Annotated in this window: 15 protein-coding genes; 11 read left to right on the top strand and 4 right to left on the bottom strand. The window is 72.4% G+C overall.

All coding sequences use genetic code 11. The features are described 5' to 3' along the window. Positions 1 to 141 precede the first annotated feature (141 nt). The 3 genes from K7472_RS06655 to K7472_RS06665 all read left to right on the top strand — a co-directional run bounded on the left by K7472_RS06655 (position 142) and on the right by K7472_RS06665 (position 3,247). On the top strand, positions 142 to 1,089 hold the full coding sequence (locus K7472_RS06655) for a quinone oxidoreductase family protein (protein ID WP_222974982.1): 948 nt from the start codon (positions 142 to 144) through the stop codon (positions 1,087 to 1,089). A 200-nt stretch (positions 1,090 to 1,289) separates the two neighbouring features. After that, the gene (locus K7472_RS06660; RefSeq protein WP_222974984.1) at positions 1,290 to 2,153 is read left to right on the top strand and encodes an IclR family transcriptional regulator; all 864 of its coding nucleotides are present in this window, start codon (positions 1,290 to 1,292) and stop codon (positions 2,151 to 2,153) included. A gap of 368 nt (positions 2,154 to 2,521) precedes the next feature. Beyond that, positions 2,522 to 3,247, top strand: coding sequence for a hypothetical protein (locus tag K7472_RS06665; RefSeq protein ID WP_222974986.1), 726 nt, complete (start codon positions 2,522 to 2,524; stop codon positions 3,245 to 3,247). A gap of 39 nt (positions 3,248 to 3,286) precedes the next feature. On the opposite strand, the gene K7472_RS06670 is transcribed toward K7472_RS06665, so the two are convergent. Beyond that, positions 3,287 to 3,502, bottom strand: coding sequence for a dodecin (locus K7472_RS06670; RefSeq protein WP_222974988.1), 216 nt, complete (start codon positions 3,500 to 3,502; stop codon positions 3,287 to 3,289). A 360-nt stretch (positions 3,503 to 3,862) separates the two neighbouring features. On the opposite strand from K7472_RS06670, the gene K7472_RS06675 reads away from it, so the two are divergent. Next, positions 3,863 to 6,031 carry a tetratricopeptide repeat protein gene (locus tag K7472_RS06675; protein WP_222974990.1) on the top strand — a complete coding sequence of 723 codons (2,169 nt, stop codon included), beginning with the start codon at positions 3,863 to 3,865 and terminating at the stop codon, positions 6,029 to 6,031. 526 nt (positions 6,032 to 6,557) lie between these two features. On the opposite strand, the gene K7472_RS06680 is transcribed toward K7472_RS06675, so the two are convergent. Then, on the bottom strand, positions 6,558 to 7,814 hold the full coding sequence (locus K7472_RS06680) for a hypothetical protein (protein WP_222974992.1): 1,257 nt from the start codon (positions 7,812 to 7,814) through the stop codon (positions 6,558 to 6,560). Between the two features lie 288 nt (positions 7,815 to 8,102). On the opposite strand from K7472_RS06680, the gene K7472_RS06685 reads away from it, so the two are divergent. The 4 genes from K7472_RS06685 to K7472_RS06700 all read left to right on the top strand — a co-directional run bounded on the left by K7472_RS06685 (position 8,103) and on the right by K7472_RS06700 (position 14,814). Next, positions 8,103 to 11,201 carry an AfsR/SARP family transcriptional regulator gene (locus K7472_RS06685; RefSeq protein ID WP_308013800.1) on the top strand — a complete coding sequence of 1,033 codons (3,099 nt, stop codon included), beginning with the start codon at positions 8,103 to 8,105 and terminating at the stop codon, positions 11,199 to 11,201. Positions 11,202 to 12,103: 902 nt separating this feature from the next. Then, a complete protein-coding gene (locus K7472_RS06690; protein WP_222974996.1) occupies positions 12,104 to 12,922 on the top strand; it encodes a helix-turn-helix domain-containing protein in 819 nt (272 codons plus the stop codon). Positions 12,923 to 13,097: 175 nt separating this feature from the next. Further along, positions 13,098 to 13,622: a hypothetical protein gene (locus K7472_RS06695; protein WP_222974998.1), complete on the top strand. Its 525-nt coding sequence runs from the start codon at positions 13,098 to 13,100 to the stop codon at positions 13,620 to 13,622. Continuing rightward, positions 13,615 to 14,814, top strand: a complete 1,200-nt coding sequence (locus K7472_RS06700; protein WP_222975000.1) for an MAB_1171c family putative transporter — start codon at positions 13,615 to 13,617, stop codon at positions 14,812 to 14,814. The genes K7472_RS06695 and K7472_RS06700 overlap by 8 nt, the downstream gene beginning before the upstream one ends. A gap of 13 nt (positions 14,815 to 14,827) precedes the next feature. On the opposite strand, the gene K7472_RS06705 is transcribed toward K7472_RS06700, so the two are convergent. After that, the gene (locus K7472_RS06705; RefSeq protein WP_222975002.1) at positions 14,828 to 16,261 is read right to left on the bottom strand and encodes a hypothetical protein; all 1,434 of its coding nucleotides are present in this window, start codon (positions 16,259 to 16,261) and stop codon (positions 14,828 to 14,830) included. A 177-nt stretch (positions 16,262 to 16,438) separates the two neighbouring features. Between K7472_RS06705 and K7472_RS06710 the strand changes: the two genes are divergently transcribed. Then, positions 16,439 to 17,350, top strand: coding sequence for a phytoene/squalene synthase family protein (locus K7472_RS06710; RefSeq protein WP_222975004.1), 912 nt, complete (start codon positions 16,439 to 16,441; stop codon positions 17,348 to 17,350). Here K7472_RS06710 and K7472_RS06715 read toward each other — a convergent pair. Beyond that, positions 17,328 to 18,494 carry a hypothetical protein gene (locus K7472_RS06715; RefSeq protein ID WP_222975007.1) on the bottom strand — a complete coding sequence of 389 codons (1,167 nt, stop codon included), beginning with the start codon at positions 18,492 to 18,494 and terminating at the stop codon, positions 17,328 to 17,330. The genes K7472_RS06710 and K7472_RS06715 overlap by 23 nt on opposite strands. A 292-nt stretch (positions 18,495 to 18,786) precedes the next feature. Between K7472_RS06715 and K7472_RS06720 the strand changes: the two genes are divergently transcribed. Further along, positions 18,787 to 19,599 carry a G1 family glutamic endopeptidase gene (locus K7472_RS06720; RefSeq protein ID WP_222975009.1) on the top strand — a complete coding sequence of 271 codons (813 nt, stop codon included), beginning with the start codon at positions 18,787 to 18,789 and terminating at the stop codon, positions 19,597 to 19,599. A gap of 372 nt (positions 19,600 to 19,971) precedes the next feature. Next, complete coding sequence (locus K7472_RS06725; RefSeq protein ID WP_372457936.1) at positions 19,972 to 21,606, top strand: ATP-binding protein; 1,635 nt, start codon at positions 19,972 to 19,974, stop codon at positions 21,604 to 21,606.

The raw sequence follows: 21,606 nt of genomic DNA on the forward strand, positions 1-21,606 counted from the left end.
GGCGAATGTCATACGCTGTCGTCGGCAGGACTCCGGCGGGTGTCCGCGGCGCCTCTCGCGGCGGGCGGACGATCCTCACGGGGACGCAGGGAATTCGGCCGGCCAGGACGGTCGAGGCAGTCAAGGCAGTCGAGGAGAAGAATGCGCGCGATCACCATGCGTGAGTTCGGCGGGCCCGAGGTGCTCGAACTCGCGGAGGTCCCCGACCCCGAGCCCCGGGGAGGCCACCTCCTGGTGAACGTGACCCGCGCCGGGGTCAACTACGCCGACGTCCACGTGCGCGGCAACACCTATCTGGCCCCGGTCGAGCTGCCGTACATCCCCGGCAACGAGATCGTCGGCACCACCGAGGACGGCCGCCGGGTCGTCGCCCTCACCCGGGGCGGCGGCTACGCGGAGAAGACCCTCGTCCACCGCAGGGTGGCGTTCGACGTGCCGGACGACATCACCGACGAGCAGGCGGTCGCGCTCGCCCTCCAGGGCAACAGCGCCTGGCACCTGCTGTTCGGCGCGGCCCAGGTGACCGCGGGGCAGACCGTGCTGATCCCGGCGGCGGGCGGGGGGCTCGGGTCGCTCGCGGTGCAGCTGGCCAAGCAGGCGGGCGCCCGGGTGGTCGCGATGGCGGGCACCGAGGCCAAGCGGCGGCTGGCGGCCGACCTCGGCGCCGACGCGGTCGTCGACTCCTCCACGGCCGAAGGCCTGACCGAGCGCGTCCTCGACGCGGCCGGCGGTCCGGTGCCCGCGGCGCTGGAGATGACCGGCGGCGCCACGTTCCACGCGACCCTGGCCGCGGTCGCGCCGCGCGGGCGGCTCGCGGTGTACGGCTACGCGTCCGGCGAGGCGGTGGACGTGCCCGTGCGGCTGCTGATGGAGAAGTCGGTCACCGTCAGCGGCTTCTGGCTGCCGCAGCTGTACACCGACCGCAACGCGCTGCCCACGAGCATGCGGGCGCTCATCGCGGCGGTGCGCTCCGGCGCGCTGCGCCCGGTGATCGGCGCGACCTACCCGCTGGCCGAGGCCGCGCGGGCGCACCGCGACCTGGCGGACCGCACGGGCACGGGGAAGCTGGTGCTCACCACGGCTTCCTGAGAGCGCGAACGCGCGGGGTGCCGGGCGCCGGGAGACGAGGTACCGGGCGGTCGGTCGCGAGGTACCGGGCGGCCGGAATCGACCGCCCGGTGTCCGGGACGCCCCGCGCCGGGCAGCCCGAGCTTGCGTGCCGCGGTTTCCATGGAAAGCTGTCCCCCTGACCATGTCACGTCACCCGAACGAGGGGCGGGCTCACCGCGATGAGCAGGCACAGCAACTCCGGGCACTCCGTGGACACACGGCGCGACGGCCAGGCCTCGCCGGGCGGCACCAGCCACGCCGAGCGGGTCTTCCGGGTGCAGACCGCCTTCGCCGAACTCGGCGGCCTCTCACACGGCCCCGGTGAGCTGGCCAAAGTGACCGGGCTCGACGACTCGGCGGTGCACCGCATCCTCCAGTCCGGCGTCTACCAGGGCACGTTCGTGCGGGTGGGCCGGGGTCAGTACCAACTCGGGCTGGCGGCCGCCCAGTTGGGGCTGCACGCGCTGGCGCGGGGTCCGGAGGGCGACGCGGGCCACGCCGCGTTGCAGGAGCTGCGCACCGCGACCGACGGCGGACTGGCGTTCCTCTACATGCTCGCGCCCTTCGGCGGCGCGCAGCGGCAGTGCATCGACATGGCGGTCGGCGACTCCGACCTGGTGGAGCTCGGGATGACCCCGCGTGACGTGCTGTCGGTGACCCGTTCTCTTCGTACCGGTGCCTCCGGGCGAACGATTCTGGCCTATCTTCCGCGCTCCCTCCAGGACCGCGTCATCGCGGAACGCGTCCCCGAGGAGGCGGGCCCCGGCGTCTACGTGGACGACGACGCGCTGATCGCCTCGCTCGCCGACGTGCGCGACCGCGGCTACGCGCTCGGCCAGCAGGAGTGCATGGCCGGATGGAACTCCTGCGCCGCGCCCATCATGTGGGACGACTCGATCATGGGAGCCGTCCTGCTGCTCAAGCCGATGCAGGAGATGCCGGTCGCGCCGCCCGAGGTCGTCGACGCCACGAAGACGGCGGCGGCCCGGCTGAGCCGCCTGGCCAGCGGCCCGTGGCCGTCCTCCGCCGTGCAGTACGCGTAGCGGGGCACCGCGCGCGCCCGGCCCGTCCGCCGCGCGGTCCTGTCCGGGCGTGATACGTCCCGTACCGGGCCCGTGGTCCCTTACGCACGCCCTTCACGCCATCCCCACCACCCCCGCGCCCCCTTTCACCCAGGCATCACAAAGGCGCCCCCTGCCGTGGTTCCCCCGCCGTTACATTGATCGCCACCTCGCCCGGACCGGGTGAGGGGAGAAGGACGAGGGAGTACCGGCGGGCCATGGACCATTGCCCTGTCTGCGGCGCTTTCCCAGGTCAGGGACCGGGCTGCCCCGCCTGCGCGACCCAGGCGTTCCACCCGCGCCCGCAGCCCCCTCAGGCGCCGCTTCCGCGTCCGTACGCGCCGGAGCCGGTGGCCGTCGCCGCGCACGACAGCCGACTGCCCGCCGACTACACGCGGTTCGAGGCGTACGAGCCGTACGGGGCGGGTCAGGAACCCGCGGGGCCGGGCGCCGGGACGTGGGCGGGCGACGGGGACCCCGCCGTCACGACGCTGACCGATGCGCCGAGCCCGCCCGAGCCGCTGCCCGGCGCGACGCCGGTCGATGCCGACAACGACGTGGTCGTGGAATCCGACGCCGGCACGGACGCGCCCGGGCCGGGGCACGGGCGGACCGGCCGGGGCGGCCGCCGGGCGCGGCCCAGGCGGCGCGGCCTGAAGGTGGCGCTGGGCATGGCCACCGGATGCGTGCTCGCCGGGGCGGTGGTGACCGCGCTGCCGGGCGAGTTCGTGCCCACCGGGCAGCGGGCACCGTCCGGCACGCCCGACGCCACCGCGAGCACCGACGACGACGGCGGCGCGAGCAGCCTGCCGGGGGCGAACGCCGCTCCGGCGGCCGCCGTCCACCTGCCCTCGACGTCGCCGTCCGGCAGCGCGTCGCCCTCCGCGAAGACGTCCGCGCCGCCGAGCGCACCGGTGAGCCGGGCGCCCGTCACCACGCCCACCGTGAGGGCGCCGGCTCCGCCGCCGGTCACCAGCGCGCCCGCGCAGAGCCCGACCGCGCCCGCGAGCACGGCTCCCGCGCCGAGTCCCTCGCAGTCCACGCCGGGTTCGTGCTTCCTGTTCTGGTGCGACTGACGGCTTCCGGTGCGGCTGGCGGCCCGGAGCCGACCGGGTTCAGTCGGTGTCCTCCAGGCGGAAGCCGACCTTCAGCCCGACCTGGAAGTGCTCCACCTCGTTGTCCACGATCTGCCCGCGTACCTGGGTGATCTCGAACCAGTCGAGGTTGCGCAGCTTGCGGCCCGCGCGCTTGATGCCGTTGCGGATCGCCGCCTCGATGCTGTCGGGCGAGGTGCCGACGATCTCGGTCACCCGGTAGGTGCGATTGGTCATGGTGGTCCCTTCGAGGTCGTCGGAGCGGACGACGTCGCGTGACGGGCCGTGTCCCACGCGGCAGGGACGCCCGGCGTGATGACCTGCGAGTCGCCTTCCTTCTCGAGGACGTACTCGGAAAGGGCGGAAGCGGCGCGAACGGCCGCCCGCCCATGCGACGGATCCTACCGCCGCCCCTGCCCACTCGCCTGTGCGCGGACAGGGGTGCGCGAGGGCCGGGAGTGCGGCGCGTGGTGTGCGCTGCCCTTTGGCCGATACGGGCTGGGCCGGAGGCGACCTGCCGTCATCACTCCCGTGGAAGGGAAGGACATGATGACTGGTGACGCGCGGCGCCGTCGCGACGCGCGAAGGGGGGCAGGCATGCACGACTCAGGCCATGACGAGGGCATGAACGGCCGGGGCGAGAGCGCGGGGGGTGTCCACAACGACCTGGGCGGCACAGTGGAGGGGACCAGCGTCCAGGTGGGCGTCGTCCACGGCGGCATTCACCTGGCCGCTTCGACGTCGCGCGCACAACAACCGTGGCAACTTCCGCCCGTGGGCGCTCTGGTGGACCGGGTGGCGGATCTGGAGGCCCTGCAGCTGTTCCTGCGCCAGGCAGAAGACGTCGGGGGCCCGGCCTGGGTGGTGATCACCGGGCTGGGAGGTGTGGGCAAGACGGTGCTCGCCCTGTCATGGCTTCACCGTCTGCGTGGCGACTTTCCCGACGGCCAGTTGTACGTCGACCTCGGCTCGCAGAGCCCGGGCGGCCCGGTCGCGCCGGCGCAGGCCCTCGGAAGCCTGTTGCGCGGTCTCGGCGTCCCTGCCGCGTCCGTGCCGGGCAACGATGAGGAGCGGATGGCTCTGTACCGGTCGCTCACGACGCACCGGAAGTTGGTCGTGATGCTCGACGACGCGTTCAGCGCTGCTCAGGTCCGTCCGCTGCTGGCCGGAGGGCGCACGGTGACGGTCGTCACCAGCCGCTGGCAGTTACCCGGCTTGGCACTCGACGGATGCTCGGCTCTGCGGCTGGAACCCCTCGAGGTGGGCGCGGCGGTCGCACTGCTGGCAGCCACCGTCGGCGAGGACCGCGTCGGCGCGGAACCCGAACAGGCGCGGTGCCTGGTCGGGTTGTGTGCCCAGCTTCCGCTGGCGGTGCGGCTCGTGGGCGCCCGGCTGGCGAGTCGGCCGGACCGTTCGATCACCGCGATGGTGCGCGTACTGGGTGAGGAGCGAGGCCGTCTGGACGCCCTGGGCCTGCAAGGCGACCACACCGTCCGGGCGACACTCGATGTCTCCTACGGGGGCCTGCCCCCGCACGCCGGCCGGCTCTACCGTTTGCTCGCCCTGCAGCCCGGAACGGAGTTCGGCCTCTCCGCGATCCTGTCCGCCACAGGTGACATCGTCCGCCACGACGGACGGACGATGGAGTCGCTGGAAACCCTGCTCGACGCGAACCTGCTTTCCGAGGGAGGCGACCAGCGCTACCGGTTCCACGACCTCGTGAGGCTGCACGCCACTGTGCGGTCCCGCGAGGAGCCCGCCGGGTCGCGGAGTGCGGCCATTCGGCGGATCTTCGACTACTACCTGGCGAGTGCCACTCGTGCGGAAGAGGTTCTCGATCCGCATCACCGCTCGCTTCCTCGCGACTTCGGTCCCGGACCCACCGCTTGCGAGGAGTTCGCCGACGACAGCGCCGCACTGGACTGGCTCGAGCGCGAGTTGCCCAACATGATGGCAGTGGTCGCTCAGGCACATGGACTCGGTCTGCCAAGGGTGAGCTGGCAACTCGCTGACGCCATGTGGCCACTGTTCACTCGGCGGAAGCACTACGAGCAGTGGCGCGTCGCGCACCGCGAGGGGCTCACAGCGGCCCGGGAGAGCGGCGATCCGGCAGCCGAGTGCCGCATGCTCACCTCCGGCGGGCTGGGCGAACTCGACACGGGCGGCCATGGACAGGCCCTGGAGATGTTCTCCGACGCGGCGGAGTTGTTCCGGCGAACCGGTGATCGACTCGGCGTGGCCAGAGCGACGAACTACCGTGGGCTGGCGCTGCTCGGTCTCGGCCGACTCGACGAGGCGGCGACAGCCTTCCGGCAGGCGGCAGCGGACTGTCCACGGTACGGCGACGCACGGGCGGGTGGGCTGGCCAGGCTCAACCTGGCCGAGGTGGCCCTCGCGACCGACGCACACACCGAGGCCGTCGCGCAGGCTTCCACGGCGTATCGGATCCTCGTGGACGAGGGCGACCCGTACAACGCCGCCCGCGCCACCACCGTACTCGGACACGCCGCACTGGCACTGGGCCGACTGGACCAGGCCGCGCGGCATTTCACGCAAGGACTCGCCACGCTGCGCCGTGTCGGCGCCCGCTTCGAAGTGGGCCGCGTGCTCGAAGCCCTCGCGCAACTGGCCGAAGCATGCCATGAGTTGTCGCTGGCCCGGACCCGGTACGAGGAGGCCCTCGCCTGTTACGAGGAGCTCCGTGTGCCGGCCGCGGAACGGGTCCGTGCCCATCTGGTCCGGCTCGCACAGGCCGGGGACGGGTGAGGAGGTCCGGGCGGCCGAATTCGTACTCCGGTCAGGTGGCCGGGCGGCAGGCCGGCGACGAGCCACGCGTGCAGCAGAGAGGCCCACACGTCGGCCTGCACCGGGCGAAGTCCGGGAACCGTGAACCTGAAGGGGGCGCTCCCTCCCGCTGCCGACCCGACACGCCAACGCAGAGCCCCGGGCGTCACCGTGGCCACGACCAGGGCACCCGGCGGAGTGGCGGCGCCGGGCACCGCCACGACGACGTCGGCGACCGCCGACCACGGGGAAGCCGCAGGCAGCCGTGCCCGGACGAGTTCGTCGGTCACCGGGTGCAGCGTGTCGCAGGGCATCACGACCACAACGGTGCGAGCGACGGACGTCAGCCCGGGAGCGGCTGGGGTGGACCCGACCACCACCCCCAAGGCTGCGGGTACCCGCCGGTCCTCAGCGATCAGCCAGGCCGCCAACGGCGGCATGCCGACCGCAGGATCGTGTGAACGCCTCATACGCACCAGGTGCCGCCCCCTTCGCAACGATGGGGAATTCACTGCGGTCCCGCCGACTCCGACCGGCATTCGCTCACCAGGACCGGCAGCCGGGCCGGGAGTGCGACCGGCCGGCACCCTTTGGCCGGCCGCAGACGCAGCTTGCGGTATAGGAGTGCGCGCATATTGCGGGCGAAGCGGCCCGGGTGGGACGTGATGCGGGCGGCCACTCGCGTGTAGGCGGCGCGCCGTTGGGCTGAACCGCTCCTGGCGAGCTGCCCGGCGACCGGACGGTCTGCACGCAACCGCGGTGCGACGGCGCCCAGTTCCGCCATGGGCGAGTCGGGGTCCAGATCGATGTCGGGGAAGTTGGCCATCAGTACCGGGGCCCCGGCGGCGGTCCCGTACAACGCCGCGGAACCGTGGTCGCTGATCACGTGGTCGGCTGCCACCAGCACGCCACACCAGTCGGCGTCCTGGCTGACCAGCGCGACCCCGGCACGGCAGAGCGTGGCGAACCAGGCCCGTATCTGCCATTCACCGTGCGCGTTCCACACGTTGGGGTGCAGCAGCACCGCGATCCGGTACTGCTCGGCGGGCAGCTCCTCGACGAGCCTGTCCAGCAGATCCGGTGACTGCGCGAGCAGGGACCGTGGCCCCCAGGTGGAGGAGACGACGACCAGCCGCTGGTGGGAGTCGGTGCGCAGAGCCCGGCGGTAGAGCGCCCGCAGGGGCAGGGTGACGCTGATCGAGTCGTAGCAGGGATCGCCTACGACCGCGGCGGCGGGAAGCGCCTCGGGGCAGCCCCGGGCGAGACGTGCGGCCTCCTCCCGGTGGGCGAGCACGATGGTGTCGGGGACCACGGCTCCGTCCCGGACGAGCCACTGACGGCTGAGGCCGTACACACCGCGGTCGGCCGTGGTCCTGGCCCTGCGGCCGTCCGCCACCAGCTTGTTGTGGCCCGCTCCGTGCGGTAGGACGACCACCGGCGCGTGCAGTTCGTGGATTCCCTCGTGTCCCGAGGCGAGCGCCAGGTCGAAGCGCGTCTCGACCGCTTGGCGCCACGGCACGACGACCGCCCTGAGCCGCGCCAGGAAGTCCGGGACTCCGTTGCTGAAGACGTCCGGGACCATGGTGAAGACCACCTGGACGCGCAGGTCCCCCTCCAGCAGACGGACCACGTCGAGCAGTCGCTGTCCGGTCGTGACGGTGTGCACGACCACGAGCACCTTGCGGCAGACGAGCCTGGTGGCCCACCGTGCGGCATCGAGTCGGACCGGCACCTGTCGCCAGTCTCCGTCGGGTACGAGATTCATACGGATCCCCCCAGATCGTATGTGCCTTCAACCTTCTGAGGTGAGAGATGCCCCGGCCGTTGGACGTTCGGCTTGCAGCGTCCTTGCACGGATCCTGCGAACACGCAGCTCTCCGTCGGGCGCAGGCCTCCCGGTCGATCCGGCTGATCCCCTGCCTTGCCTTCGTGACACGTGTCACACTGAGCGGGGGCTGGTGAGTTCGTACGAGCGTTGCGGCACCTGGGAAGCTGCCGGCGCAGGGGGGAACCGCTGGTGGAATTAAGGGTGCTGGGCCCACTTGAGCTGTGGGTGAAAGGCCACAACGTTCGACTGGGTTCGGCCAAAGAGCGGTGTGTGCTGGCCGTTCTCGCGCTGGCCGCGGGTACGGCCGTTCCGGCCGACACCCTCATCGACCGTGTCTGGGACGCCGAGCCTCCGCCCACTGCGACCGACACCCTGCACAGCTACATCTCCAGGTTGCGGTCACGCCTGCGGGCCGCCACGGGCAGAGAAGCCCAGATCGTGTTCTCGTCGGGCACGTACACCCTGCGCGTGGATCCTGAAGCAGTCGACCTGCTGCGGTTTCGCCGTCTGCGCCACCAGGGGCAAGCCGTGGCCGAGAGCGGCGAACCCGAGCGCGCGGTGACGCTGCTGCGCGAGGCGGAGGCACTGTGGAGGCAGGAGCCTCTCGCAGGGCTGGGCGGGGAGTGGGTCTCGAGCGTCCGCAGGCGCCTGCGCGAGGAACGGCGGACGGTCCGGGACGCCCGGGTGCGACTGGAGCTGGACCTCGGGCGCCACGCGCAACTCATCGCGGAACTCAGCGAATCCGTGATGGAGCGTCCCATAGTGGAACCGGTCGTGGCCGATCTGATGATCGCCTACTACCGCAGCGGGCGGACGGCGGAGGCACTGGACGCCTACCGGACCGCTCGCACCCGATTACGTGATGAACTGGGACTGAGCCCGAGCCCGGCCCTCGACGGCCTGCACCAGCGCCTTCTGCGCCGGGACCCGGCCCTGCTGCTGCCCGAACCAGCTCCTGCCGACTGCGAGTCGGCCCCCGACAACCTGCTGCGCGATCTGCACGACTTCACGGGCCGCACGGCGGAACTGCGCCAACTGGCCGATGTGCCTGATCGCACTGCGGACACCGCGCTGCCGGTCATGGTCGTGCACGGCATGCCCGGCATAGGCAAGACGAGTCTGGCGATTCACGCCGCCCACCGGCTGCGTGATCACTATCCCGGCGGACGTCTGTACCTCAACTTGCGTGCGCACAGCCACGAACCAGCGCTCGATCCGGCCGACGCGTTGACCATGCTGCTGGCCACCATCGGTGTTTCAGGATCTGGGCTGCCCGGCTCCCTCGACGAGCGTGCGGCGCTGTGGCGCGACCGCACCGCACACCGCAAGCTGCTGCTGGTGCTCGATGACGCGCGGGACGCGGCCCAGGTGCGTCCACTGCTGCCGGGCGCGGCCACCTGCCGGGTGTTCGTCACCAGTAGACGTCGTCTGACCGACCTGGAAGGCGCGAGGTCCGTCCCGCTGGAAGCGCTGGCCGTCACGGAGGCGGCTGCCCAGTTCACCCGGGTCGCCGGCACAGCACGCACGTCCGACAGATCCGAGGTCGCCCGTGTCGTCGAACTGTGCGGGAGACATCCGCTGGCCATCTCGCTCACCGCAAGCCGGCTGCGCCACCACGACACGTGGGGGGTGAGCGATCTCGCGGACCGCCTCGCGCAAGCACCGGCCCCCCTGGACGAGATCGACGCGCCGGCCGGAATCACCTCTGCCTTCGAGTTGTCCTACGCCGAACTCACCTCGGAGCAAAGGGACTTGTTCCGGACTCTCGCGCTCCACCCCGGGCCCGACCTGACGTGGACCGCGGCCACCGCGCTGGCCGGACGTGCCTCCGCAACCGTACGGGACGGGCTGGAGGCGCTCTTGGAGCGACACCTCATCGAGGAGACAACGCGGGAGCGCTACCGCTTCCACGACCTGGTACGCGACTTCGCGAGGCGCGTGGGGACGCGCGAGGACTGCTCGGCCGTCCGGGACCAGGCGATCGGCCGGATCCTCGACTACTACCTCGTCGTGGCGGACAACGCGGATCGCCTGGCGTACCCACGGCGGCGCAGACTCGCGATCTCCGCACGCACTTCGGTGCGCTTCCGCCCCGTTCTTCACGACTCCGACGACGGGCAGGCATGGCTCGACGTGGAGCGTGCCAATCTCCTGGCCGCCGCCAATGCCGCCGCCACGCATGCGACACCGCACGCCCGGCTCTTCCCCCACGTACTGGCGCAGTCGTTCCTCGCCTGGGGGACCTGGACGACGGCGGACGACCTCTACCTCTCCGCCCTGACCTCCGCCCGCGCGGCCGACGACCCGGCCACCGCGGCGCAGTTGCTGGTGGAGCAGTCGGGCGTGCTGTGGAACCGCGGCGCCCACGACGACGCGTTACGACGGGCCGAGGAGGCCTTCGACCTCACCGAACGGCTCGGTGACCGCTGGGGGCAGGCGGAGGCACTCGGCCACATGGGGCGCGCGCACCTGGTCTGCGGACGTCGCGATCAGGCATTGCGCTGCTTCCGCGACGCTCTCTCGTCGCACGAGGCGGTGGGCAACCGCGACGGCACGGCCGAGACGCTCAATCTCGAAGGGATCGCACTGGCGCAAGCGGGTCGCTTCGACGAGTCGTCCGAACGCTTCCGGGCCGCGCTGGCCATCCGGGAGGAGACGGGAGACCGCCTGGGGCAGGCCAAGGCGCTCAACAACATCGGCGAAGTCCACACCATGCTCAACCAGCATCAAGAGGCCTTGAGGTACTACGAGCGGTCCCTGGTGCTCCTGCGGAGCGCCGGTGGACGGCGCGAACTGGCCAATCTCTTCTCGAACTTCGGGAACGTCTACCGCGCCACCGGGGAGACCGAGCGCGCCCTCGACTACTACCGCAGGGCCCTCGGCAGCTATCGCGCCACCAGCGACCCGCGCTGCGAGGCGGACGCTCTCACCAACATCGGGACCACGTATCTGGCATCCCGGCGCCACCACGAGGCGCTGATCCACTTCACGATGGCCGAGCGCATCACGAACCGTATCGGGGACCAGTACGCCCGCCAGCAGGCCCTGATCGGGATGGGCGGAGCGCAGTACGGATCGCAGCGGTTCGGCACGGCGCTGGAGACGTATCGGGAGGCGTTGCGCGTCGCGGAGGAGATCGACGCCCCTGTGGGTGTCGGCAAGGCGCTCGAGGGCATGGCGTCGGCGCTGAACGCCACTCAGGGCGTGGTCGCTGCACGGCCTTTGTGGGAGCGGGCCAAGCGTCTGTACGAGGAACTGGGAATGCAGGACGAGGCGAACGCGATCTCGCGCTGCCTCCACACGTTGAAGGCCACGGGCAGCTGAAGTCAACCGCCCATGGCCCACCCCTGACGGGGCAATCACCACATGAAAATCCAACCCTCGCAGCCAGCCGACTCGTGATCAAGCTGTCTCGTCTGTGCGTACAACGGTGTATTTGCCTTTCGAAGTCGAAGACATCAGGACCCTGTAGTGGCCACCGCAGGTGAACTCTCGAACGTTCAGGCTGCGAGGCTACTCATGATCGAGCCGGTTCGCACGCGAAACATTGCAATTGCAGAAACGTCCTGAGCACGCGTTTTGCACAGACTTTCGATAGTGAACGCTCCGTGTCAACAAGATCGCCATGCGTGCATGCGACTGCCCCTCCTGGACCGCTCAACTCTCGGCAGCGGGGGCAGCCTTCTCCAGATGGAAGGCCTCGTCACCCAAGCTGATGCAGGCGTGGACCTCGGGGCGTTCAGCCGCCAGGACCGGGGAAGCGAGCGGAGGCCACATCGGTGTCGTCGGCACCGAGTCCGGGGCAACATCGTCGCGGACGCGGCGGGGTCCCCAGGGCGGCAGGTACGGGGCGCCGCGCGGAGGTGCGGCTAGGACAAAGGGGCGAAGTGGCCGGTGACTGAGCCGCGTTGACGAAGCGTCAGGCCTGAGCCCCGGGACTTGAGTCGCAGTTCAGGGCGTGGCCCGAAATGCCGCGCCCTGAGCTGCGACTACCCCCGTGTGGCGCCGGGCGCTCCGCCCTGGGGCGGTGGGCCGGTTCGGCGCTGTGCTCGATCCTGCGCCAGGGCGCGAGGCATTGTCAACTATACTTTCACCACCCCCCGGATCGCCGCGCCCTCGCGGGCTGCCCGTACGACCGCCGCTCTTGCAGGGCCCGGATCCGCGCTGCCACAGTAGGAGCGGTGACCGAGAGGAGTGCCTCCTTACGGAAGTGAGCGACCGCGCAGATGAGCAACGGCAGCAGCGCCGACCGGCCCGCACTACGGGTGGCCCGCCGACTGCGCTCGCTCTTCCGGGCCGTCCACCCGGCGGGCCGCGGCCCGTGGACGCAACGAGAGGTCGCCGAGTCCACCGGCGTCCCGGTGGAGACCATCCGGCGGTTGTGCGACGCGGAGGCGAGCGGCGCGCCCGACCCGACTGACGATCAACTCCAGGCCGTGGCACGGCACTTCAGGGTCCCGGTGACCTTCCTGACGTTGCCCGACGACGCACCGGAGGTCCGCGCCTGGACGTGCGTGTCCCGGCGGATGAACCTGCTGTTCGCCGACATCTACCCGGCCGGGCGCGGCCCGTGGACGCACCAGGAGGTCGCCGAGTCCAGCGGTGTCCCGGTGGAGACGATCCGGCGGCTGTGCGTGGGCGCCCCGCTGAACGGCGACACCTTCGCGGTCCGGCTGGACCAGCTGTGCCAGCGCATCTCCCCGGCCACCGGCAAGCCGTACTCCAACCGCGAAGTGGGCGCCGCGGTCGGCAAGTCCGGCCAGTACATCGGCAACCTGCGCGCCGGGACCAACGAACCGGGCCTGCCGGTGGCCGCGGAACTCGCCCGCCTCTTCGGCGTCTCGCTGTCGTACTTCGTCCACGGCCCGAAGGAACTGGTCGCCCGGCACTTCCGGGTCTCCGAGGTCTACCTGACCGCGGACGACGACTCGCCGGCCGTCCGTGAGATCGAGCAGAGCCTGCGCACGCTGATCGCCCTGCGGGACGAACGGGTCCAGCGGGTCGTCGGCCGCGTCCTCAACCACACCTGGCCCGAGCGGCCCTAGACCCCGGGCCGTCCGCGAGCCGCCGCCTCCCCGGGCCGTCCCGGCGGCATTTACCCGGCGGGCCCGGACCCGGTCCGGCCGCCGTGGTCGGAGCCGTCCCCGTCCGCGACTACGATCTGTGCTCCAGCGATCAGCCGTTCGACGCCGGCCGCACGCGCCTCCAGGAGGAAGGCAGATGGGCATCAGCAGCGACAGGCGCCGCGCGCGCAGGCTCATCCGCCGGCGGCTCGCCCTCCCCCAGGGCCGCCCGCTCACCCTCCAGCACCTCGTCGACGCGGTGGCCGTGGCCCGAGGCAAGCCCGTGGAGGTGGTGCACCGGGTGCTGGCGCCGCGGGTGACCGGCTTCTGCGCGGTGCGCCCGGACCGGGACGTCGTCGTGGTCGACGCCACCGCCCCGCGGTTCCTCCAGATGGTCATCACCTGCCACGAGTTGTTCCATCTGCTGCACGACGACGCGCCCGCGCAGGACGGCCCGATCGACCCGGAGACCGCCCGCGCGCTGATGCCCGGTCTCGGTCAGGACATGGTGGAGATGGTGTTGCTCGGCCGCTGCCTCGACGGCGCGCACGACCGGGACGAGGTGGAGCACCTGGCGGAGGTCGGCGGCACCGAGCTGATGCAGATGCTCGACCTGACCCCGGGCGCCGCGGCCACCGGCTCGTACACCTCGGCCCTGGAGAACAGGAGGCCCGGTGTCTGAGAGTTCGGCCAACGTCGTCTACCTGGTCGTCGTGCTCATCGGCTGCTCCAGCGCGGCGGTGAAGGTGGCGGCGCTGCGGCGCGGCTTCACGGTGTCGCTGGTGGTGATGATCTCCTGCCACGTCGCGGGGATCGGGGCCTTCGTGGGGGCGACGCCGTTCGTCTACCGGGCGATCGACTCCGCCACCGGGCGGCCCGGGTTCGCGACGCTGGTGGTGTACTCCTGCATCATCCTGTTCAGCGCGCACGCCCATCTGCTCGCCGTGCTGTGGGCCGCCGAGGTCAGGGGCGGCCCCCCACCCCGGCTGCGGGTGACGGTGCACGCCGTCTGCTACGCGGCGATCCTCGCGGCGATGGCCGTCACGTTCCTGCGCGCCCACGTCACGGGCCCGGAGCATCCGCTGACGTTCAACGTCTCGTACGCCGGCGACACGGAAGTGGTCGCGTTCCTCACGGTGTTCATGGTGGGCCTGTCGTACTCGATGCTGTCGGCGGCCTGGGAGTGCCGGCAGGGCTCGCGCACCGAGAACGAGCGGTTGCGCAAGGGCCTGCGCGACATCGGCACGGCGTCCCTGTTCATCTTCGGCTACGTGGTCTTCTCCGGGCCCTCGCTGGCGCTGGCCGCCACCGGGAACCACGCGCTCGACCAGCTGACCCAACTCGGGGCGCTGTCCGGGACGGTGGGCGCCTTCGTTCTCAACTGGGGCTTTTCCGGGCCGGTGTTGCAGACCTGGTGGCGCGACCGGCGCGACTACCGGCGGCTGCGGCCGCTGTGGGACACCGCGGTGGAGGGCGCGGGGCGGACCGTGGCGCTGGCGCCGCCCGGGCGGATGGTGGAGCGCTGGTCGCTGCTGAGCGCGGGCGCCTGGCTGCTGGTGCGGCGGCTCGCCGACATCTGCGACGCGGAGCGGGCGTTGTCGCCGTGGATGGACCCCGGGCTCGCCGGTGAGGTCGAACGCGCGGCGGACGCGGCGCGGGCCGCACCGGAGGAGGTGCGCGCGCTGACCGCCGCCGCGATGCTGCTGGACGCGGTGGACCGCAGGGAACGCGGCGAGCCACCGGCGTACAGCGTGCTGCCCCGGCACACCGACGTGGCGCCGCACAGCGAGCGCGCCCACCTGGTGCGGGTGGCGCGCTCGCTGGACCATCCGCTGGTGCGCGACCTCGTGGGACGGCGCACCGCGACCGCGTGACGGCCTGAAGCGCTCAGCCTCGGTCGGCGGCCAGCAGCGCGCGGGCGACGCGCAGCGCGGTACCGGGCCGGGTCAGCAGCTCCGGGCGCTCGCGCATGTTCACCACGTCGAGGAACCGGCGGTAGACCTCCGGGTCGAGGGCGCAGGCCCGGCCGAGGCGGGCGCTGTACCACTGGGCGGCCCGGAATCCGGCCGGGTAGGGGCCGTCGACGTGCGGCTGGGCCAGGTCGCCGATGGCCGACAGCTGCCAGGCCGCGTCGACCACGACACGTTGCCGGACGAAGAAGTCCCGGGCGGGCTCGTCGACCCGGCCGCCCGAGCGCAGGTACGCCGACAGGCAGGACGCGTGCAGGGCGGCCGACGTCATGCCCTGGCCGTAGACCGGGTTGAAGGAGGCGGCGGCGTCGCCGACCACGACCAGCCCGGCCGGGAAGCGGCTCAGCCGGGTGAACTCCCGCCGCCTGCTATCCGGCACCCGGTGGCACACGACGTCGCCGAGGATCTCGCACCCGGTCGCGATCTCGCGCACCGGCCCGGCCGGGATCGCGGCGCAGCGCTCCACGAACTCGCGCGGGTCGCGGGTCGGACGGCGTGCGGCGTACCCGGCCAGGACCATCATCCACCGGCCGCCCTCCACCTCGGCCACGGCGGCCGAATCGGGCTGCGGTGACCCGGCGGGGGCCGGGGTGGCCATCGCGGTGGTGACGGCGACGTCGGGGAGTTCGGGGCCGCGCCGCAGCAGGGCGGTGGCGTAGCCGAGGTCGATGGCGATGCGTTCGACCGGGGGCGGCTGCCAGCCCGCCTTCTCCAGCCAGGTCCCGATCCGGGTGCCGCGGCCGGTCGCGTCCACCACGAGGTCGGCGGCGAGGCAGACCCGGCGGGTGCGCGCGGACCCGGCCGCGAAACCGTCGTCGTCGGTCGCCGGTGTGTCGGTGGGCAGGTAGAAGGCGCCGCACACCCGCTGGTCGACGGTGTTGGCGGTGAAGCGCAGGCCGTCCGCCCGGCCGCGCGCCACCTCGACGTTGGGCAGGCCGAGCACCCGGCGCCGCACCCGCTCCTCCAGGAACGGGCGGGTGGAGCTGATCAGGTCGTGCCCCGGGATGAGCGGCCGCCGGACCCCGTCGGTGTACTGGTGGACCCGCTCGCCCGCGCAGAACACCGCGCCGTCGCCGAGGAGTTCGTCCGACATGCCGGGCAGCCAGCGGTCCAGCTGGGTGCGGCCCATGGCCATCAGCACGTGCAACTGCACCCCTTGCGGCACGCCCAGGCGGGGGCCGCTCGCGACTCCCCCGCCGCCCGGCCCCTCCGTCGTACCACCCGGTCCGGCGTGGCCGACGGCCGTGAGGTCGTCCGGTTCGACGATCACGACCCGCTCGGCGTGGTCACTCAGTACCCTGGCCGCCAGCAGCCCGGCGACGCTGGCCCCCAGCACGACAGCCGTACGCACAACTCCCCCTCGCAATCTGCGGTGTTCCCCCACCGCACCTTAAGGGGCACGCACGGGCCGTGGGTCCCGGTCACGGCGTGCGGCGCGGCGTGATCCACTGTCCCGGAGCGGTTCGCCGGGGTCCTGTCCCGGGCGCGGGACCGCCACCGCAACGTGGGACGAGGAAGGGCAGCCGGGATGGGCGCATGGGAGAAGTCACTCGACGCGGCCGGGGTCCGCGACGCGGCACTGCGCGCCGACTACACCCGGCAGCGCGAGGTGGTCGTGCGCTTCAAGCGCGACGCCTATCTCGCGGCGCTCCTGCTGCTGCCGCGTGAGCTGTTGCCGCACGTGGTGGCGGCGACCGCGTTCATGCACACCTGCGACAACCTGCTCGACAGCGGCCCGAAGGAGGGCCGGGCGCAGGTGTGGGAGGCGTGGGAGCGCGAGGTGCGCGCCGGGCTGGCGGACGGCAGCGCCCATCCCGATCTGCGGGCCCTGCTGCACAGCGCGGCGCTGCGGCCCCGGCTGGGCGAACAGGTGGACGCCTACCTGGGCACGGCACGGGCGGACCTGGACTTCACCGGGTTCGCCACGGAAGCGGACCACCGGCGTTATGTGGAGCGCTACTCGCTGCCCGCGTTCCTGCTCGTCGCCTGCCTGCTGGAGCCGGAAGGGGACGCCGCCCGGGCCGCCTTCCGCACCGCCTGCCGGACCTACATCGACGCGGCGCAGCGGCTCGACTTCGTCAACGACCTCGCCGAGGACCTGGCGACCGGACGGCTCACGCTGCCGCTGGAGACGCTGGAGCGCTTCGGCGTCACCCGCGACGACCTGGAGGCCGCCCGGGACACCCCGGCGACGCGCGAGCTGGTCGCGTACGTGCAGCAGCAGGTACGCGACGGGCTCGCCGCCTCCCGGCGGCTGATCGCCGACGTGCCGCCGGTGGGCCGGCCGCTGCTGCGCGCCCTGACCGGCCTGGACGCGCTCACGCTGACGGCGGCGCGGGCCGAGGGCGCGGGGCTGCTGCGTGGCCCGGCGAAGGCGTCGAAGCCGGGGACGGCGGCGGTGCTGCTGCGCGAGTGGGTCAACGCCCGTCGCGGGCGCTGAGTCCGGCCGGCGGCCCGGGGTCACCCGTGCCGTCCGCGTGATCGGCGTCGTCGGCGTCGTCGGCGTCGTCCCAGTTCCAGCGGATGCCGAAGCGGCACGGCCCGGCGGCCAGTGCGACGGCGTGCACGGCGCCTGCCGCGTCCAGCCTGAGCAGCCTCTCCTGCGGGCGGGAGTCGAGCCCGGCAGTGCGGAACGAGTGGCAGGTGGCGGGCAACGCGGCCGGGTCGAACCGCACCTCCAGCACGTATTCGCGCACCGGCACGTGCAGCGTGGACTCGATGCGGGTGGAGAACGGGCGCGGCGCGCGGTGTTCGAGGGTGGACTCCACGATGATCGTCTCGCCGCGGGCGAGCGGCCGGTCGAAGAGCAACTCGGCCACCAGCAGGCCGCTTTCCGGCACCTCGACCACCCGGCCGGTGCGGCAGGGCGGGGCGGCGCGCACCAGCGGCGGCGGTCCCGGGCGCTCCAGCCGGTAGACGGTGACCCAGCGGTCGGGGCCGTCGCGGTCGGCGAGCAGCAGCTGACGGGCCCACTTGGAGCGCTCGCGGCCCCGCTCGTCGAGTTCGATCCTGACGGTGCTGCTGAGCCGGGTCAGGCTGCTGTCCCAGCGGGTGTCCACCCGGCGCAGCGCCTGGGCCACGTCGTCGAGGCCGGACCACACGTCGGCCAGCGCGGAGCGGCGGACGGCGCCCGGCACCCGTCTGCCACGCGGCCGGGGCGGTCCGAGCAGCGCGGCCAACGCACCCTGCGGCAGCCCGAGTACGTCTTCGAGGGCGGTCAACGCCAGGAGTGAGCTGGGGCGTTCGGGGCGGTTGCGGCCGGACTGCCAGGAACTGAGAGTGGCGGCGGAGACGGTGGTGCCGCGGCGGCGCAGCCGGTCCTGCACGCGCTCCAGACTCAGGCCGCTGGCGGCGATCGCGGCACGCAGCGCCTCGGCGAACGGACCGGTCCGCAACAGCCGTGCCACCTGCGGGTGCCGGGCGCCGCACTCGGTGGCGTGCGGGGCGGGGCCCGCGCCGGGGGACAACGACGTCCGCCGTCTCGCGGCGCGGGCCTGCGCTCTGGACTCGACCTGCGTTCTGCACTCGTCCTGCGGTCTCGGCTCGACCTGCGTTCTGGATTCGACCTGCGGTCTGGGCTCCATGCGGACGTCCTGGCCTTTCCGGCTCCCGCGTGCTGTTGCGTACTTCCGCGTACTCCTGCGTGATGCTGCGTGCTTCCGCGTGCCGCCGCGCCAATTCGCTCAATTCTGAACGACTTCCAGCATCTTGCCATGCACATGACGCGACGTGCAGTCTTTCGTGCGGCGCCCCCCACGACCCCCTGGTCCTCGCCCCAACGGGGACCAGGGCCGTACCGCGCACCACACGCAAGCAGCCCGCACAGCCCTGCGCAAGCACCCCCCACAAACCCCCCACGATTCGAGGGAGTTCCCCATGCCCCACAAGGGTTCCGCACGCCTCCTCACGGTCGCTGCGGGAGCCGCGGGCCTCGCGCTCGCCGTCACCCCCGCCGCGCACGCCGCCGCACCGGCCGCCCACCACGCCCACCCGGCGCAGGTCAGCCCGTCCGTCGCCCGCCACGAGAGCCACGACCTGCGCAACGTCCGCGAGGCCGGCAAGCACGCCGGAGTGACCTCGGGCAACTGGTCCGGCTACGCCGCCACCGGCTCCAGCGGCAGCGACACCTCCGTCTCCTCCTCCTGGGTCCAGCCGTCGATCACCTGCGGCGACCAGGACACCTACTCCTCGTACTGGGTGGGCCTCGACGGCTACAACAACTCGGCGCTGGAGCAGACCGGCACGGAGGCCGACTGCATCGGCGGCCAGGCGGAGTACGGCGCGTGGTGGGAGGTGCTGCCCGCGTCCGAGAGCCCGTACTCGGTCACCGTCGCCCCCGGCGACCAGCTCACCGCGACCGTCACCGACAACGGGGACGGCACCTTCACCATGACGCTCGCCGACTCCACCCAGGGCTGGACCAAGACCACCAAGCACGCGGGCTCCTCCGGCTACCAGGACAGCTCCGCCGAGGTCGTCGCCGAGGCGACCAGCGTCGGCGGCCAGATAGCCCAGCTGTCGAACTTCGGCGAAGTCGACTTCACCGGCTCCACCGCCAACGGCCAGTCCCTGGACAGCACTTCGCCCACCGAGATCACCATGCAGAACCAGGACAGCGGCGACGTGATGGCGCAGCCCGGCTCGCTGTCCGGCGGCGACTTCTCCGACACCTGGGAGAACTACAGCTGACGCCCCCTCCCCCGCCGCTCCCACCGGGCGGCACCGCACACCCTTCGCCCCGCCGGGCCGACCCACCCCCCGGCGGGGCGAAGTCATGTTCGGGGCAAGCCAGTTCGGGTCCGACTCCGTCGGGTGAACGAGGGCCGGGACGCGGCCTGAAGGGGGGCACCGTACCGCAAAATCGGGACCGCCATGGGCTGCTGTCACAAGCGAGGTGATTATGCGTCAGCCACAACCGGAGGACGGCTATGCTACTTGCGGCTCAGCGTGTTGTCGCAATTACGCCTGGTCAACGCATGCCTTCTGACCTGCGAAGACCTTCCCCCTGATGCCGAATTTCGCTGGTCCGATTCCCTGTCTGTCGACGGTTTGAGGATGCTGATGGTTCGTAGAGGATCGTCAACCGGAGTCTCCCGGCCCGCCTCGGGTCTCGCCTGGTTACTGCCGGCTCTCGCGGTCGCCGTGTGCACCGCGGTCGTGGCCGCGGCGACCACTTCGGCAGCCCGCGCGCCGGTGATCTGGTGCGGTGCGGCCGCGCTGGTCGTGGTGGCCGCGGTCTCCGTCGTGGGATCGCGCCGCGGCCGGGCGCTGGCCGACCTGCGGCGCCGGTACGACCGCCAGGAGCAGTCGATCGCCCGCCGCCTCGCCCGGCACGACGAGGAGACCGCCCGCATCGCCGAGGTGCTGCTGCCCATCGGCCTGACCCGGTTGCGCAAGGGCGAGAGTCCGCTGGACGTGCTGGAGTCGATGGCCACCCAGGAGGTGGCGAGCGGCACCCCGTTCAACGCGTCGCACCGCAGGGTGCTGCGCGAGGTGCTGGAGATCGTCTCCACCGAGGAGGACCAGCGCGACTCCGCGCAGCGGGCATTCGTCAACATCGCCCGCCGCGTCCAGGCCATCACCCACCAACAGGCGCAGGACCTGCGGGAGATGGAGGACCGGCACGGCGCCGACCCCGAGGTCTTCGGCGACCTGCTGCGCATCGACCACGGCACCGCGCTCATCGGGCGGCTCGCCGACAGCATCGCCGTCCTCGGCGGCGCCCGGCCGGGCAGGCAGTGGAGCAGGCCGGTCCCGCTGTTCAGCGTGCTGCGCGGCGCGATGTCCCGCATCCTCGACTACACCCGGGTCGAACTGCACTCGGTCACCGAGATCGCGATCGTCGGCCCCGCCGTCGAGCCGCTCATCCACGGGCTGGCCGAGCTGCTCGACAACGCCACCCGTTACTCGCCGCCGCAGACCATGGTCCATCTGACCGCGGTCGAGGTGCAGTCGGGCATCGCCGTCGAGATCGAGGACGGCGGCGTGAGCCTCAGCGAGGAGGCACGCCTGCGGGCCGAACGCCTGCTGCTCCAGGCCCAGGCGGGCATCGACCTCAACGACCTCGGCGAGACCCCGCGGCTCGGTCTCGCGGTCGTCGGCCGGCTCTGCCAGCTGTACGGGTTCCAGGTCGCCCTGCGCCCGTCGGCGTACGGCGGGGTGCGCGCGGTGCTCATCGTGCCGTCCGAGTACCTCACCACCGCCCCCGCGCCCGGCCGGGCGCACGGCATCGGCGCCGTCTCCGCGGGCACCCGCACCGAGAAGGCCCCGCCGCGCACCACCCTGCCGCGCATCAGCACCCCGCAGCGCCCGGTGCAGCACCCCGGTGTACGGTCCGGCTCGCGGGCGGCGCGCACCTCGGTGCCCAAGCCGCCTCCCCCGCCGTCGTTCGAGGACGACATCCCGATCGTCACCGAGCGCACCGCCAACGGGCTGCCGCAGCGCCGGCGCCGCCTGCCGGGTGTCATGACGCGCGGCCACGCGCGGCCCGCGACCGGCTCCGCCCCGAGCGCCCCGGCCGCCCCGCCCTCGGTGCGACCGGCCGACCCGGCGGCAGCGAAGCCGTCCGAGGATCCCGTACAGCCCGGTATGTGGCTGGCCGCCTTCACCAGTGCCGTGGCCGGCGAGAGCCCGGCTCCGGGTGAGGCGTGCGACAAGAGCGACGAGTCGTCGGACGAGCCGGACAAGGGTGAATAG

Origin of the sequence: Streptantibioticus parmotrematis, from assembly GCF_019890615.1 — a bacterium.
In the GTDB taxonomy this organism is placed as follows: Bacteria; Actinomycetota; Actinomycetes; order Streptomycetales; family Streptomycetaceae; genus Streptantibioticus_D; species Streptantibioticus_D parmotrematis.